The sequence below is a fragment of the Metabacillus litoralis genome (genome assembly GCF_007994985.1).
Taxonomy (GTDB): Bacteria; Bacillota; Bacilli; order Bacillales; family Bacillaceae; genus Metabacillus; species Metabacillus litoralis.
The window spans coordinates 29,602-45,588 of the sequence record NZ_VOQF01000013.1 but is presented as its reverse complement, the minus strand read 5'-3'; the positions used below and the strand labels follow the sequence as shown (position 1 = coordinate 45,588).

The following is a 15,987-nucleotide window of genomic DNA, read 5'->3' as shown; positions in this document are numbered from 1 at the left end:
TGTAGAACAAAGGATGCCAATAGACTTTATACAGAGTTGTTTCCAATAGGATTCAAAACACTAAAAAGTTTACGAAAACAGCCTAAAAAAAGATCGGAGAGATGAAAATGAAAGCTGTATTACTAGTTGGCCATGGTAGTCGTGATCCCCAAGGAAATGAGCAAGTGCGCCAAACAATTGAAGAACTAGTACCTTATCTTGATAGCGAATTACTGATTGAAACATGCTTTTTAGAATTTGAAAGACCCACAATTAACCAAGGAATTCAAATGTGTGTTGAAAAGGGAGCAACAAGTATTTTCGTGATTCCTCTTATGCTTTTAGCAGCAGGACATTCCAAGATTCATATTCCAGCGGCAATCGATGAAGCAAAGGAAAAATACCCACATGTTAGCTTTACATATGGTAGACCATTCGGTATTCATGAAGAAACTTTAGAAATTTGCAAAAGTCGTTTAGAAGAAGTTGGCGAAACGATTAATGAACATGACCCAGACACAGCTGTGATTTTATTAGGTCGTGGTGGAAGTGATCCTGATGCAAATAGTGATTTATACAAGATTACTAGATTATTATGGGAAAAGCTTTCCTATAAATTTGTAGAGCCTGCTTTTATGGGTGTAACAGATCCACTTATAAAAGAGGGTGTTGATCGCTGTGTAAAATTAGGAGCAAAGAAAATCGTGATTCTTCCTTATTTCTTGTTTACAGGTGTATTAATTAAACGACTAGAAACTTTAATCGAAGAATTTCAGCAAAGCTATCCAGAAGTTGAGTTTAAGCTAGCGGGTTATTTCGGTTTTCACGATCGTTTAAAGAAGATTATTTCTGATCGAATACAAGAAGCACTGCAAGGTGAAGTGAAAATGAATTGTGATACATGTGTTTATCGAATTGATGCCATGCAGCATATTGATCACCATCACCACCATGATCATGACCACGACCATCATCACGAACACGAACACGATCATCATAACCATGATCACAAACATGAACATCATCATGAGGTTCAAAAAATATGATTTTGTTTTTGGCCGGAACTAGTGATGCAAGAGAGCTAGCACTTCAAATACAAAGCGTAGGATACAATATTGTCACAACAGTTGTGACTGAAAACGCAGGAAGTGAAATGGAAAAAGTAGGACTGAAAGTGATCGTTGGAAGACTTACAAGTGAAGATTTTACTAGAATTATTACTCAGCAAGAATTCACATTAGTTGTTGATGCATCTCATCCTTTTGCAGAGGAAGCAAGTATTCAAGCAAGAAAGGGTGCACATGATGCCAATGTTCCGTATATTCGCTATGAAAGAGAATCACAGGATTTTCTTCATCCTTTAATTACACTTGTTGATAGCTATGCGGATGCAGCTGAAAAAGCAGCCGAAAAACAAGGTGTCATTATGTTAACAACTGGAAGTAAAACATTACAGGTTTTCACAGAAAAGCTACTTCCACTTGACAACACACGTGTGATTGCAAGAATGTTACCACGAAAAGATAATATGGAAAAATGCGCGGAATTAGGTTTCCCCCAAAAAGATATTGTAGCGATTCAAGGGCCTTTTACTAAGGACTTTAATACCGCTCTTTATAAACAATTTGGTGTAACAACAATGATTACGAAAGAAAGCGGAAAAGCAGGCTCTGTTGATGAGAAGCTTGATGCAGCAATTGAGTTAGGAATTAAAGTCATTATGATTAAACGACCGAAAGTAGATTATGGACAATCTTTTTCAACGTTTTCAGATGTTTTACATAAAATCGATGAACTACTACCAAAACCACTACCTAATTAGGAGGAAAATAAAATGGACTTTCTGACAGATTTTAAACCTTTAACAGTTCAACCTCAAGAAATCGAAGGAATGAGCTTTGAGATGATTGACTCTGAATTTGGTGAACATTCCTTTACAGAGGAACAATACAAAGTTGTTCAACGTGTTGTTCACGCATCAGCTGATTTTGAATTAGGTCATAGTATGATTATCCATGAAAAAGCCATTCAAGCTGGAATTGATGCGATACGTAACGGAGAACAAGTGTATGCTGATGTACAAATGATTTTAGCTGGAGTAAGCAAAGCTCGTATTGAAAAGCATGGCGGTAGTGTAAATGTGTATATTTCTGATCCTGATGTGATGAAGGAAGCTAAAAGCTTAAACACCACTCGAGCCATTATCTCAGTAAGAAAAGCCATTCAACAGTTTGATGGAGGAATTTTCGCGATTGGAAATGCTCCGACTGCTTTATTAGAGCTTATTCGCCTTGTTAAAGCAGGAATAGCTAAGCCTAGTCTAGTTATTGGACTACCAGTTGGCTTTGTTTCAGCACCAGAATCAAAGGAAGAATTAGCAAAACTAGATATTCCATTTATTACAAATGTGGGCAGAAAAGGTGGTAGTACTGTTACGGTTGCAGCATTAAATGCAATCTCTCTTTTAGCTGAAAAGGAATAAAAAATGGAAGAAAAAACGAAAAAGAAGGATAAAAAAGAAATGCGTACAGGCTATACAACAGGAGCCTGTGCGACAGCGACGACAAAAGCCGCTCTAATTGCCTTAATTACAGGTGAACCTCAGTTTGAAGCAACGATTTATTTGCCTGTTGGAAAATTTGTCACCTTTGAGATGGAAAGCTGTGTGGTTGAGCATACAGCTGCTGAAGCTGGCACAATAAAAGATGCTGGTGATGATCCTGATGCTACACATGGTGCACTTATTAAAGCAACTGTTTCTTGGCAAAAAGAAACCTGTATCACACTTGATGGTGGAATTGGTGTTGGTCGTGTGACCAAAGAAGGTCTACCAGTTCCTGTCGGTGAAGCGGCGATCAACCCTGTTCCACGAAAAATGATCCTTGAAACAGCTGAAAGTGTTCTTGCTGAATATGGTGTAACAAAAGGGATTTCGATCGTTATTTCTGTACCAGACGGAGAAAAAATGGCTGAAAAGACGCTTAATAAACGACTTGGTATTATCGGTGGGATATCGATCTTAGGTACACGAGGTACTGTTATTCCTTTTTCTAGCTCTGCTTATATGGCAAGTATTGTACAAGCAATAAGTGTAGCAAGAGCTAGTAATTGTGAGCATGTGGTGATTACCACTGGTGGACGAAGTGAAAAATACGCCATGCAGCAATACCCTGAGCTCCCAGAGGAAGCATTTATTGAAATGGGAGATTTTGTAGGTTTTACATTAAAGCAATGCAAACGTCAAGGAATCAAAAGGGTTTCATTAGTCGGAATGATGGGGAAATTTTCAAAGGTTGCTCAAGGAGTTATGATGGTTCATTCAAAAAGTGCACCTGTTGACTTTGGCTTTTTAGCTGAAGTTGCCAAGGAAATTGGTGTGACTGATGAGCAGCTCCTTGAACAGATAAAACAAGCCAACACAGCCTCTCAAGTTGGTGACATCCTTTATGAACATGGCTATCACTCTTTTTTCACACAATTATGTACATATTGCTGTGAATCAGGCTTAAAGGAAATAAAAGGTGGACTATCAATAGAAACAAGTCTGTATACAATGAAAGGCTTGTTGCTTGGAAAGGCAGGAAAAGATGACAACTAACATTAAAGTAATTGGCATTGGTGATGATGGAAAACACAGTCTTCTACCAATCTATGAATCATGGATTTCTGATAGCGAAATCTTAGTTGGTGGAGAAAGGCAATTAGCATTTTTCCCGGACTATGATGGAGATAAAATTGTGATCAAAGGAGCTCTATCTACACTTGTCACATCACTTCAACAGCATCAAGAAAGTAACAAAGTAATTGTAGTTTTAGCTTCTGGTGATCCATTATTTTATGGCATTGGACGATATTTAGCCACAAAGCTCGATGTTGAAATTTACCCTTACATAAGCTCCATTCAGCAGGCCTTTGCAAAAATGAATGAAAGCTGGCAAGACGCATATGTTGTTAGTGTTCATGGTCGTTGCATGAAGGGTCTTGCGCAAAAAATAAATGATAAAAAAAAGATTGCAATTTTGACAGATGCAGAAAACACACCAGCTAAGATTGCTCGTTATTTACGCTCATTTCAGATAAATGAGTACAGAGCATTTGTAGCAGAGAATCTCGGTGGGGAAAACGAAAGATGTCAATATTTTGAGTTAGAAGAATTGGAGAACGCTGAGTTTTCTCCGCTTAATGTTGTGATTTTAAAACAAACTTCACAGCCAATCACCTACTCTTTTGGAATAGATGATGAAGAATTTCACCAAAGAAAACCTGAAAAAGGCTTATTAACCAAAAAAGAAATTCGCACCCTTAGTCTTAGTGAATTAAAGCTAAAGGAAAATAGCGTTGTATGGGATATTGGAACGTGCACAGGCTCTGTAGCAATTGAAGCTTGCTTAATAGCGAAGGAAGGACAAGTATTTGCGATTGAAAAAAATGATCATGACCTTGAAAACTGTCGCGCAAATATGGTGAAATTCCGAACCGATTTTACAATTGTTCAAGGAAAAGCACCTGAACGATTAGATGAATTTCCAAATCCAGATGCAATATTTATTGGTGGTACGGCAGGTAGTATGGCAGATATCTTATCTGTTTGTTGTCATCGGTTAAATGAAAACGGACGAATAGTACTAAACGCTGTGACAATTGAAAATCTTGCACAAGCTGTTGAACTATTTAAAGAGAATGGTCTTGAAACAACAATTACTTTAGCTCAAGTTTCTAGAAGTAAGCCAATATTAAACTTAACAAGATTTGACGCATTAAATCCGATTTATATCATTACAGCAAAGCATCCGAAAGGAGAAAGAACATGATTGGAACTTTATACGGATTAGGGGTTGGACCAGGGGATCCTGAACTTCTTACGGTGAAGGCTTTTCGTAAACTAAAGGAATCACCTGTTATTGCCTACCCAAAGAAAAGAAAAGGTAGTAAAAGCTATGCCCATCGAATTATTGATGTGTATATCACACCAGGTGAAAAGGAAATGCTTGGACTTGTTTTTCCAATGACAAAAGATCCTGATATTTTGGAACGAGAGTGGTCACAAACTGTTGAGCTAGTGTGGGAAAAATTAAAGCTTGGGAAAGATGTTGCGTTTGTAACAGAGGGAGATCCTCTTTTATATAGCACATTTATTCATATGATGAATTTAATGAAGGAACGTTATCCTGAAGTGACTATCCAAACTGTACCTGGGATTTCTTCAATAAATGGAGCTGCATCAAGACTAGGAATTGCTCTAGCTGAGGGTGATGATCATGTTGCGATTATTCCTGCACAAGATGATTATGAAGCTATGAAAAAGGCCTTAGTAGATCATGATTGTGTTATTTTTATCAAAGTAGCAAAGGTGATTGATTTAATACTTCACGTTCTTCGAGATTTAGATTTACTTGATAAAGCGTCGGTAGTAACAAAAGTGACTTCAGATGAAGAAATCATCTGGGATATTCATGAGCTAGATCGTGTCGAATTAGAATATTTAACATTAATGGTGGTGAGAAAATAATGAAAATCACAATTATAGGTGCTGGTCCTGGAGATCCAGATTTAATCACAGTAAAAGGCTTAACTTTATTACAGCAAGCCGATGTTGTGTTATATGCAGATTCATTAGTAAGTGCTGAGTTAATAGCTAAAGCAAAGCCAGAAGCTGAAATCATTAAAACAGCTGGTATGCATTTAGAAGAAATGGTCGAGCTTATGGTTGATCGTGTTACATCTGGAAAAAAAGTTGTACGTGTTCATACTGGAGATCCAGCTGTTTACGGAGCGATAATGGAGCAAATCTCTATTTTGAATAAACAAGATGTAACAGTAGAGATTATTCCAGGTGTTAGCTCTGTTTTTGCTTCGGCCGCTGCTTTAGGTGCTGAACTTACGATTCCAGATTTAACACAAACCGTAATTTTAACTCGTGCTGAAGGTCGTACACCTGTACCTGATAAAGAAAAGCTAAGAGATCTTGCAAAGCATCATTGTACTGTTGCTCTATTTTTAAGTGCAACACTTACAAAAAAAATAGTAAAAGAATTTCTTGATGCTGGCTGGAGCAAGGATACTCCTGTAGGTGTTGTCTATAAAGCAACATGGCCAGACCAAAAGATTGTTCGCTCAACATTAGAAAATCTTGATGAAGATATGCGTGTGAATGGTATTCGTAAACAAGCGATGATCTTAGCTGGTTGGGCATTGGACAAGGACATTCATGAAAAGGATTTTCGATCTAAGCTTTATGATAAAGAGTTTACACACGGCTTTCGAAAAGGAGTGAAATCATGACACTTGTTTTAGCCGAAGGAAAACAGTTTTCTTTACAACCAACTGGAAGCTACGCAGTTGTCGCGATTACAAAGCATGGTGTTGAGCTTGCTCGCAACTTACATTCAACTTTTCCACAAACTGATTTGTTTTATATGACTAAATTTGAACGTGGTGACGAAACTGAGCGCAATATTACTCTTTTCGAAGGAAATGTACGTATGCTTTTGCCTTCACTATTTCAATCTTATAAAGGCATTGTCATGATTATCTCACTTGGAGCCGTTGTTCGGATGATTGCTCCTTTGTTAAAAGATAAAAAAACAGATCCAGCAGTTGTTGTAATTGATGATAAAGGTAACCATGTGATTAGTGTTTTATCTGGTCATCTTGGTGGTGCAAATGAATTAACAAAAGAGCTTGCTGATCATCTTAATGCAACACCTGTAATCACAACAGCTTCAGATGTTCAAAAAACGATACCTGTTGATTTATTTGGTCGTAAATTTGGTTGGGTGTGGGATAGTGCTGAAAAGTTAACACCTGTTAGCGCGTCTGTAGTCAACGAGGAACCTGTAGCAATTGTCCAAGAATCCGGCGAAAGAAACTGGTGGAATTATAACAAACCACTTCCTTCTCATTTAACAGTTTATGAAACGATGGAAGAAGCGATACATGCAAAACCAAAAGCGGCTCTCCTTGTAACACATCGTCTATTATCAAATGAAGAACAACAGCTTTTACATAACGGTGTCCTGTATCGTCCTAAAGTTATCGCTCTAGGAATCGGCTGTAATCGCGGAACTTCTTTAGATGAGATTGAACAAGTGATACAGAAAACCTTAGAGGAACTTAAATTTTCAATCAAAAGCGTTAAAGCCATTTGTTCTATTGATCTAAAAAAAGACGAAGAAGGATTAGTAGCTTTAGCGAAAAAATATCAATGGGATTTTACATATTACACACCAGAACAGTTAAATTCAGTTAACATCGAAACTCCGTCAGACACCGTTTTCAAATATACTGGTGCTTATGCTGTAAGTGAACCTGCAGCACGCCTTTATAGTGGTGCTGATTCTTTAGTCATCACGAAGAAAAAATCAGGAAATGTGACATTGTCAGTCGCACTTATTTCTCATTAGAAAGGAGGAATTCATTTGTCTCAAAATCGACTCGTTATTGCTGGTACAGGAAGTGGTGTTGGTAAAACAACGCTAACAATCGGGTTAATGTCAGCTTTTATGAAAAAAGGCTTAACAGTTCAAGGATTTAAATGTGGACCTGACTATATTGATCCTTCCTATCACACTGCTGTAACAAAGAGACCATCTCGTAATTTAGATAGCTGGATGCTGCCTAAAGAAACGGTACTTGATATTTTTTCTCATGGAAGTAAAGGAGCAGATCTTTCAATTATCGAGGGTGTAATGGGCTTTTTTGATGGAAAAAACCCAAAAAATAATGAAGGTAGTACAGCAGATATTAGCATGATCACACAAAGCCCTGTATTACTTGTTGTAAACTGCGCAAGTATGGCGCGCAGTGCTGCAGCCATTGTGAAAGGATTTCAGCTTTTAGCAGAAGGTCCTAATATTATTGGGGTTATTGCAAACCGAGTAGGAAGTGAAGGTCACTATAAAATTGTCAAAACAGCAATTGAGCAGGAATGTGGTATTCCCGTTGTAGGCTATATGAAACGAGAGCTGGATATTGAAATACCTGAACGTCACCTAGGACTAATCCCTTCTATTGAAAGAGGAGAGCTAGATCCCTTTTTTGATAAATTAGGTGAGTTAGTACTTGAAACGATTGACCTTGATAAATTATTAGCTTTAGCAGTTGCTCCAGATCTTCCAGAAGAAAGCAGGTATTCTATTTTCCGTCAGAAAAAAGAAGCTACAGTAAAAATCGCCGTTGCAAAGGATGCAGCATTCAACTTTTATTATCCAGAAAATCTCGAAATCTTGGAATCTTATGGTGCCAGGCTTGTCTATTTTTCACCATTAACAGATAAGCATCTACCAGAAGATATTGACGGACTTTATCTTGGTGGGGGATTTCCAGAGGAGTATGCGAAAGATCTTTCAGAAAATACAACAATGCTTTCTTCTATCAAGAAAAAAATTAATGAAAACATACCAACACTAGCTGAATGTGGTGGGTTTATGTATTTAACAGAATCCATTTCTACAACAGAAGATCATCTTTATAATATGGTCGGAATCATTCCTGGAAATGTGAAAATGCAATCAAAGCTTGCTGCATTAGGTTATCGTGAAATAACAGGAAATAAAGATAATTTTCTACTTAACGATCAACAGCAAGCAAGAGGTCATGAATTTCATTATAGTACGTTTCACTCTGAAAGTGATTTTGATTATGCTTACGAAACAAAAGGAATGCGTGGTATGAAACAAGAGGGTTATCTAAAGGATTACCTTGTAGCGGGTTATACTCATTTTCATTTTGCTTCTTGTGTCGATATGGTTGAAAAGTGGATCATCACTTGTCAGGAACGAAAAGCCCATGTCTAAATCACTTCCAATTATGTTTCAAGGAACACACTCAGATGCTGGTAAAAGTGTGATTGTCACCGCTTTTTGCCGTATTTTTGTTCAAGATGGCTATAAAACAGCTCCATTTAAATCACAAAATATGGCCTTAAATTCATATATAACCTTTGATGGTAAAGAAATTGGCCGTGCGCAAGGTGTACAAGCAGAGGCTGCGAACATACAAGCAACAACAGATATGAATCCGATTTTAATTAAACCAAACCGCATGAATGAATCGCAAATTGTTGTTCATGGTAAGCCTTATAAAAACATGGAAGCTGGTGCTTATCGGAGAGAGTTCTTTCATACAGGGTTATCGCTAATTCAACATTCACTTACAGCTTTAAAGAAATCCTATGAACGAATTGTCATTGAGGGTGCAGGCAGTCCAGCAGAAGTGAACTTAAATGATCGTGAGTTAGTTAATATGCGTGTCGCAAAAATGGCTAATGCACCAGTAGTGTTAATAGGTGATATTGAAAAAGGCGGTGTATTTGCTAGTTTAGTAGGCACTCTACAATTACTAGAAAAAGAAGATCGTGATCGTGTTGTTGGTGTAATTATTAATAAATTCAGAGGCGACATTAGTCTTTTGCAGCCAGGTCTTGATTGGTTTGAGAACTACACAGGAAAAAAAGTACTAGGAGTCATACCCTATCTTCCACATTTAAATATTGATGCAGAGGATTCTGTCATTTTAAATTCGTACACAGCCCTTTTCGATGAAGAAAAAGAGCTCGATATTGCTGTAATCCAGTATCCAAAAATCTCTAATTTTACTGATGTTGATCCTTTTACAATTGAACCTGACTGTCATATTCGCTTTATTACAAAAGCAAATCAACTAAAAAATCCTGATATCGTCATCTTACCAGGAAGTAAAAACACCATTGAAGATTTACAGTTTTTAAAAAGCAGTGGTATTGCTCAAAAGCTAGCTCAACTTCAGCAAAAAGGACAAACACGCTTCTTTGGAATTTGTGGTGGCTATCAAATGCTCGGCTTGCAGGTTAATGATCCATTTGCTATTGAATCACCACATTATTCAACAGAAGGTTTAGGGTTTTTACCTTTACATACAACCATTACTCAAGAAAAAACAACCACATTATCTGAGGGTGTGTTAACGTATCAGCAGCAAAGCTTTCATGTTAATGGCTATGAAATTCATATGGGTGAAACAAAGCTGGAGAACTACAATGCTCCACTTATTAAGCTAGCTACAAGCTTAGATGGATGCAAAACTTCTGATGAAAGAGTGATCGGAACGTATTTTCATGGAATTTTTCATAATGATGCTTTTCGTGAAGCACTGCTAAACAATGTTCGTCAGGAAAAAGGGTTACCTCCTATTATGAACAGAAGCTCATTTAACCAAATTCGAGAAGAAGCATATGACAGATTAGCTGATCATGTAAGAAAGCATGTTGATGTAGAGTACATCGAAACCAAAATGGCAGAATTTCAACAAAAATCAGTAACCAATTAAAAGAAAGAAAGAGAGGGATGGATGGACATGACAAAAGGACAAGTTTATTTAGTTGGTGCCGGACCTGGAGATCCTAAGTTAATCACTGTTTATGGATTAGAATGTATCCAAAAAGCAGATGTTATTTTATATGATCGTTTAGTAAATGAACAATTATTAACACATGCAAAATCTGATGCAGAGCTGATTTTTTGTGGAAAGCTTCCAGGTAAGCATGAATTAATTCAAGAACAAATTCACGAGCTATTAATCTGTAAAGCTATGGAAGGAAAAGTAGTCACACGGTTAAAAGGAGGAGATCCTTGTGTATTCGGTCGTGTAGGTGAAGAGGCTGAAGTACTTGCAGAAAGAAACATTCCTTTTGAAATTGTTCCAGGTATTACATCAGGAATTGCAGCTCCCGCTTATGCAGGTATCACCGTTACACATCGAGATCATGCGTCATCATTCGCAATTGTTACAGGTCATGGTCGTGCAGATAAAAAACAAGATACACTAAATTGGCCTGCTCTTGCTCAAGGAATTGATACATTAGCCTTTTACATGGGTGTGGGCAATATTCATTATATATGCACAAAGTTAATTGAAAATGGTCGAAAAAGTCAAACACCAGTTGCTGTTATTCAATGGGGAACAACAAATAAACAACGAACTGTTACTGGAACACTTGAAACAATCGAACAAATCGTCATCGATGCAAAAATTGAGCATCCCTCGATTATCATTGTTGGGGAAGTAGTTTCATTACGTGAAAAAATAAAATGGTTTCAAGAAAAAAATGAACGTGAGGTAGAGGAATTATGTCAATTATAAAAGAGCTTAAAAGCCGGAGAGCTATTCGAGATTACCGCAAACAAGATGTAGAGGACGAAAAAATCAAGACTTTACTTGATGCTGCAACATGGGCTCCAAATGATAAAATGAGAGAGCCTTGGAGATTTTATGTATTAAAGGGTGAAGCAAAAAAGCGTTACGAAAATCTTGCAGAACAATACTTACTAGAGCGATTTCCAACAAAGCCGCATTTAGTAGAAAGTTCTCTAAAGGTATTAACAACAACACCTGTACATATTATTGTTACTTCTGATATCGTACCGAATGATCAAGAAGCGACAAAAGACAATGAATACGCCGTTTGCTGTGCGATCCATTCTATGTGGCTTGCTGCAAAAGAGCTTGGACTTGGATTTGTTTGGCGAACAAGAGGTGTAGGTCTTGTTCATGATGAAAGACTATTTCAATTTATCGGTTCACCAGAAAATAAACAGGTTGTTGGTAATCTATTTATTGGTTATCCAGATGAAGAAAAACGAAGTAATATGAAAGACCCTAAACGAACTTCTTATGAAGAAAAAACAACTTGGTTATAAGTATGATCAATAGAAATTGAGGGATAAGGTATGAAAGTTGGCTATGGAGATTGCAATGGTACATTTGGTGAATTAGTTCAAGGAATCTATGAGAAGAAACCTTTTTTATTAACGTTACCAATAACTGAACTAAAAACGAAGGCAGTCTTTATCCCCCAATTTAACGAAAATAAAATAATTGGACACGAACTGTTTACAAAAGCGATAGTAGCTTGTCAGAAGCTATTAACAATGTTTAATTTACCAAGTGGTGGCTATTTACGAATGTATTCGTCAATACCAAGAGGCAAAGGAATGGCTAGTAGCTCTGCTGATATTGTTGCAGGCATGAGAGCTGTTGCGGATAGTTATTCACTATTAATTTCAGAGGAAATGATGTCAAAGATTGCTAGTGAAATAGAACCAACAGATGGTGTGATGTACGAAAATGTAGTTGCGTATGATTATCTAGGTGGAACACTTATTGAAAAGCTCGGTAAGCTCCCACCTTATCACTTAATAGGCCTTGACCTAGGAGGAACAGTTGATACAGTTTTATATAATCAGCAACAAATTCAGTATACATCACAACAGCTTCAAGATTTAAAAAATGCCTATGATCTTGTCAAAGTTGGTATTAAACATCAACATTTACCTTCGATAATAAGTGCAGCAACGATCAGTGCAAGAATAAATGAACAATTCCTTCCAAAACCTTTGTTCAACGAAATTGATTACCTATCTTCATTATGTCAAGGCGGTATAGTAACTGCGCATAGTGGAACAATTTTAGGCATTTTGTATGAACCGAAAGAAGTGGATGGGACAAGCCTTCAGCATTTTTATCAAAAGCTAGAAACCTTTACTGTTAGAAATCAATTAACACCTAGATTTTACTCAAATACTTCTAGTAAACTAAAAAATCTTACAACACCTGTTGTATAGGAGTCATAAAGAATGTTTAGCAAAGAAGAAAAAGAAGTAGTTCATCGAGTAATTAAAACGAGAAGAGATATAAGAAGTTTTCTAAAAACTCCAGTACCTGAAAAAATTCTCTTTCAACTAATTGAAGCAGCTCATCATGCACCGTCTGTTGGTTTTATGCAGCCATGGAATTTTATTATCATATCATCAGACAAGGTAAAGAAAAAGCTAGCATGGGCAGCTGAAAAGGAAAGAAGAGCACTTAGTATTCATTATGAAAATGATGACCGAGCAGAAAAGTTTTTGTCATTAAAGATTGAAGGACTTAAAGAAGCACCATATACCATTTGTGTGACATGTGACCCTACAAGAGGTGGTTCACATGTTCTTGGGCGGAACTCGATACCTGAAACAGATATCATGTCAACAGCCTGTGCGATTCAAAATATGATGTTAGCCGCTTGTGCTGAGGGTGTTGCAATGGGATGGGTGAGCTTTTATAAGAAAGCAGATATACGAGATATTTTGAACATTCCACCACATATTGATCCTGTAGCATTACTTTCGATCGGCTATACAGAAAACTACCCTAAAGCACCCATTTTAGAAACAGAAAATTGGGAAAAGAGAAGAAACCTTTCTGGGTTGATTTCTTATGAAACATGGGGAGTACCTACCCTGAATACGGAGGAATAAGATGATAAAAAGAACTATAAAACTACCGGCACTTCTTATACTTTTTAGCTTAACAAATTATTTTTGGCTTAATTCGTACAAAGAAGCTGCTGCGATGCATATTATGGAAGGTTTTTTACCGTTAGGATGGGCTATTTTTTGGTGGTGTTTAACACTTCCATTTATTTTCTTCGGTTTGCAAAGTATAAAAAAGAAGCTAAAGGAAAATCCAGAATTAAAAGTCATGCTTGGATTATCAGCAGCTTTTGCTTTTGTGTTATCGGCATTAAAAATTCCTTCTGTTACAGGAAGCTCATCACATCCTACAGGAGTCGGATTAGGAACCATTTTATTTGGTCCAACTGTTATGACTGTTATTGGAACAATTGTACTATTATTTCAATCATTGTTATTAGCACACGGTGGTATTACGACTTTAGGGGCAAATGCATTTTCAATGGCTGTTATCGGACCATTTATCGTATTTGGAGTATTTATCATAACTCGCAAGCTTGGTGTTTCTTTTTCCATTGCTGTGTTTCTTGCTGCAATGTTTGGAGATCTAGGTACCTATCTTGTAACGTCAATGCAGTTAGCTTTAGCTTTTCCTGCTGAAGTAGGGGGATTTCTTGGATCATTTACTAAATTCGCTAGCATTTTTGCCTTAACACAAATTCCGATCGCCATTAGTGAAGGCTTATTAACTGTCATTGTGATGAATCTTTTAACGAAATATAATTCACCTGAATTACATCAGCTTAAGATTTTGAAAGGAGCTAGTTAATATGAAAAATCTGTTTCTGTTTTTATGTGTCATTATCTTAGCTGTATTTCCATTTTTCATTCAAAAGGACACTGAATTTGGTGGAGCAGATGGACAGGCAGAGGAAGCTATCACTGAACTTGCACCTGAATATGAACCATGGTTTGAACCTTTCTGGTCACCTCCAGGTGGTGAAACAGAAAGCTTACTCTTTTCTTTACAAGCGGCAATAGGAGCCATCATTATTGGCTATGTCATTGGCTTTGGAAGAGCTAGAAAGAAATATACCTCTAAACCATGAGCAGTTCAATGCTACGGATTGATCAGTACGCCTATACTAATGCTCTAAAGAATGTTCATCCTGCTGAGAAATGTATTATGGCAATTAGTTTCTTATTTTTTTCTATTTTATCTAAAAATCTTTACATTACAGGTTTTTCCTTTCTTACTATGAGCTTGTTAATCATTTTTGCTGCTAAACTACCATTTAGGCAATATATCAAGTTATTGTTCATTCCTGCAATCTTTTTACTAACAAGTATGATCACAATCATTCTTTCATTTGCGCCCGCTACTAACGAGCCAAATACCTTCTTTTGGAGTATGAACTTCTCCTCGTGGATTGTTTATATTAGTCCTTATAGTCTTACTCAAGCATATCAACTGATAACAACCGTTTTAGCCAGTGTTAGTTGTTTATATTTTCTAATTATCACAACACCTTTACATCAACTAATATGGGTATTACGAAAAATGAAACTACCTGTGCTTTTTATTGAATTAATAGGGCTTACTTATCAGTTTATTTTTGTGCTATTAGCAAATATCCAAGAAATCTATATTGCACAAACAAGCCGATTAGGATACCGTACTTATCGTTCATCATTATCTTCTATAAGCATGCTTGTTGTGAATTTATTAATAAAATCACTTCGTTCTGCAAAGGAAACTCAAATTGCAATTGATAGTCGAGGAGGAGACGAAGGGTTGTATGATGTAGAAATTAACTTAAATTATCGAAAAGATCATGCGCTTGTTATTGTTTTTTGCATCACACTTCTTACTTTCATTTCAATTTTCACAAGGTAAACTTTGGAGGCGCACATGAAAACAATTATTTCAATGGAAAACATAACATATGAATATCCAGATAAAACACTAGCGTTAAAAAATCTATCATTGCGTATTGATAAAGGAAAAAAGATTGCATTAATTGGTAATAATGGTGCGGGGAAATCTACCTTGTTTTTATTATTAAATGGCATTTTAAAGCCAACAAACGGAGATTTATTTTTTAACGAAACAAAATTAACATATACACGAACAGATTTAAAAAAACTTCGTCAAAAGGTAGGAATTGTTTTTCAACAGCCTGATTCTCAATTATTTTCATCAAGTGTTTATGAAGACATTAAATTCGGACCGAAAAATCTTGGATTATCTGCTGAAGAAATTCAGTTGGCTGTAAATGAAGCTGTTAGGTTAACTGAAACAGGTGATCTAAAGGAAAAACCACCACATTTTCTTAGCTTAGGTCAAAAGAAGCGGGTTGCGATTGCTGGAATTATTGCAATGAATCCAGAGCTTATGATTTTAGATGAACCTACAGCAGGTCTTGATCCTTATTATGCAAAGAAAATTATGCGGATTTTAAAGGATATTCACCACGAAAATAGAACAATTTTATTGTCCACTCACAATGTTGATTTAGCATACGAATGGGCAGATGAAATCATTGTCTTACATAATGGAACGATAATGGCTCAAGGTACACCTGTTGAAGTATTTCAAAATAAAGAGTTATTGAAACAAAGTCATTTAGAACAACCTATGATTCTAGAAATTTATCAACAATTACTAGATAAACACCATGCTGCAATAGCTTGCGAATACCCGATCTCTAAAAAACAGCTAATAGAAAAGCTGTCCTCTTTATTACCAATATAAAACCACTCCTAGATAGATCCTAGGAATGGTTTTTTTTATAAAATA

General features: G+C 36.5%; 18 protein-coding genes. All 18 read left to right on the top strand.

The genetic code is table 11. From position 1 onward, the window contains the following. Nucleotides 1-107 precede the first annotated feature (107 nt). The 18 genes from FS935_RS18315 to FS935_RS18230 are packed head-to-tail and all read left to right on the top strand — an operon-like array spanning nucleotide 108 to nucleotide 15,942. Nucleotides 108-1,025, top strand: a complete 918-nt coding sequence (locus tag FS935_RS18315; protein WP_146950095.1) for a sirohydrochlorin chelatase — start codon at nucleotides 108-110, stop codon at nucleotides 1,023-1,025. Next, the gene (gene cobK, locus FS935_RS18310) at nucleotides 1,022-1,801 is read left to right on the top strand and encodes a precorrin-6A reductase (RefSeq protein WP_146950094.1); all 780 of its coding nucleotides are present in this window, start codon (nucleotides 1,022-1,024) and stop codon (nucleotides 1,799-1,801) included. Before FS935_RS18315 ends, cobK begins: the two co-directional genes overlap by 4 nt. Nucleotides 1,802-1,813: 12 nt before the next feature. After that, entirely contained in the window at nucleotides 1,814-2,461 is a 648-nt protein-coding gene (locus FS935_RS18305; protein WP_146950093.1) for a precorrin-8X methylmutase, read from the top strand. A 3-nt stretch (nucleotides 2,462-2,464) separates the two neighbouring features. Continuing rightward, nucleotides 2,465-3,577 carry a cobalt-precorrin-5B (C(1))-methyltransferase gene (locus FS935_RS18300; protein WP_146950092.1) on the top strand — a complete coding sequence of 371 codons (1,113 nt, stop codon included), beginning with the start codon at nucleotides 2,465-2,467 and terminating at the stop codon, nucleotides 3,575-3,577. Continuing rightward, a complete protein-coding gene (gene cbiE, locus FS935_RS18295) occupies nucleotides 3,567-4,790 on the top strand; it encodes a precorrin-6y C5,15-methyltransferase (decarboxylating) subunit CbiE (RefSeq protein ID WP_146950091.1) in 1,224 nt (407 codons plus the stop codon). The genes FS935_RS18300 and cbiE overlap by 11 nt, the downstream gene beginning before the upstream one ends. Further along, nucleotides 4,787-5,488, top strand: a complete 702-nt coding sequence (cobI, locus tag FS935_RS18290) for a precorrin-2 C(20)-methyltransferase (RefSeq protein WP_146950090.1) — start codon at nucleotides 4,787-4,789, stop codon at nucleotides 5,486-5,488. Before cbiE ends, cobI begins: the two co-directional genes overlap by 4 nt. Then, on the top strand, nucleotides 5,488-6,261 hold the full coding sequence (gene cobM / locus FS935_RS18285) for a precorrin-4 C(11)-methyltransferase (RefSeq protein ID WP_146950089.1): 774 nt from the start codon (nucleotides 5,488-5,490) through the stop codon (nucleotides 6,259-6,261). The genes cobI and cobM overlap by 1 nt, the downstream gene beginning before the upstream one ends. Next, a complete protein-coding gene (locus FS935_RS18280) occupies nucleotides 6,258-7,382 on the top strand; it encodes a cobalt-precorrin 5A hydrolase (protein WP_146950088.1) in 1,125 nt (374 codons plus the stop codon). The genes cobM and FS935_RS18280 overlap by 4 nt, the downstream gene beginning before the upstream one ends. Before the next feature lie 15 nt (nucleotides 7,383-7,397). Then, nucleotides 7,398-8,774: a cobyrinic acid a,c-diamide synthase CobB gene (locus FS935_RS18275; RefSeq protein ID WP_146950087.1), complete on the top strand. Its 1,377-nt coding sequence runs from the start codon at nucleotides 7,398-7,400 to the stop codon at nucleotides 8,772-8,774. Further along, nucleotides 8,767-10,284: a cobyric acid synthase gene (locus FS935_RS18270; protein ID WP_146950086.1), complete on the top strand. Its 1,518-nt coding sequence runs from the start codon at nucleotides 8,767-8,769 to the stop codon at nucleotides 10,282-10,284. The genes FS935_RS18275 and FS935_RS18270 overlap by 8 nt, the downstream gene beginning before the upstream one ends. A gap of 27 nt (nucleotides 10,285-10,311) precedes the next feature. Continuing rightward, on the top strand, nucleotides 10,312-11,097 hold the full coding sequence (cobA, locus tag FS935_RS18265; RefSeq protein ID WP_146950085.1) for a uroporphyrinogen-III C-methyltransferase: 786 nt from the start codon (nucleotides 10,312-10,314) through the stop codon (nucleotides 11,095-11,097). Beyond that, complete coding sequence (locus FS935_RS18260; protein WP_146950084.1) at nucleotides 11,085-11,654, top strand: nitroreductase family protein; 570 nt, start codon at nucleotides 11,085-11,087, stop codon at nucleotides 11,652-11,654. The genes cobA and FS935_RS18260 overlap by 13 nt, the downstream gene beginning before the upstream one ends. Before the next feature lie 30 nt (nucleotides 11,655-11,684). Continuing rightward, nucleotides 11,685-12,578: a GHMP family kinase ATP-binding protein gene (locus FS935_RS18255; protein ID WP_146950083.1), complete on the top strand. Its 894-nt coding sequence runs from the start codon at nucleotides 11,685-11,687 to the stop codon at nucleotides 12,576-12,578. 12 nt (nucleotides 12,579-12,590) lie between these two features. Further along, nucleotides 12,591-13,253 carry a 5,6-dimethylbenzimidazole synthase gene (bluB, locus tag FS935_RS18250; RefSeq protein ID WP_146950082.1) on the top strand — a complete coding sequence of 221 codons (663 nt, stop codon included), beginning with the start codon at nucleotides 12,591-12,593 and terminating at the stop codon, nucleotides 13,251-13,253. A 4-nt stretch (nucleotides 13,254-13,257) separates the two neighbouring features. Beyond that, nucleotides 13,258-14,016 carry an energy-coupling factor ABC transporter permease gene (locus FS935_RS18245; RefSeq protein WP_439116675.1) on the top strand — a complete coding sequence of 253 codons (759 nt, stop codon included), beginning with the start codon at nucleotides 13,258-13,260 and terminating at the stop codon, nucleotides 14,014-14,016. Nucleotide 14,017: 1 nt separating this feature from the next. After that, complete coding sequence (locus FS935_RS18240) at nucleotides 14,018-14,296, top strand: energy-coupling factor ABC transporter substrate-binding protein (RefSeq protein WP_146950080.1); 279 nt, start codon at nucleotides 14,018-14,020, stop codon at nucleotides 14,294-14,296. 8 nt (nucleotides 14,297-14,304) lie between these two features. Beyond that, nucleotides 14,305-15,084, top strand: coding sequence for a cobalt ECF transporter T component CbiQ (gene cbiQ / locus FS935_RS18235; protein WP_158638648.1), 780 nt, complete (start codon nucleotides 14,305-14,307; stop codon nucleotides 15,082-15,084). Nucleotides 15,085-15,099: 15 nt separating this feature from the next. After that, the gene (locus FS935_RS18230; protein WP_146950078.1) at nucleotides 15,100-15,942 is read left to right on the top strand and encodes an energy-coupling factor ABC transporter ATP-binding protein; all 843 of its coding nucleotides are present in this window, start codon (nucleotides 15,100-15,102) and stop codon (nucleotides 15,940-15,942) included. The last annotated feature ends 45 nt before the right edge of the window (nucleotides 15,943-15,987 follow it).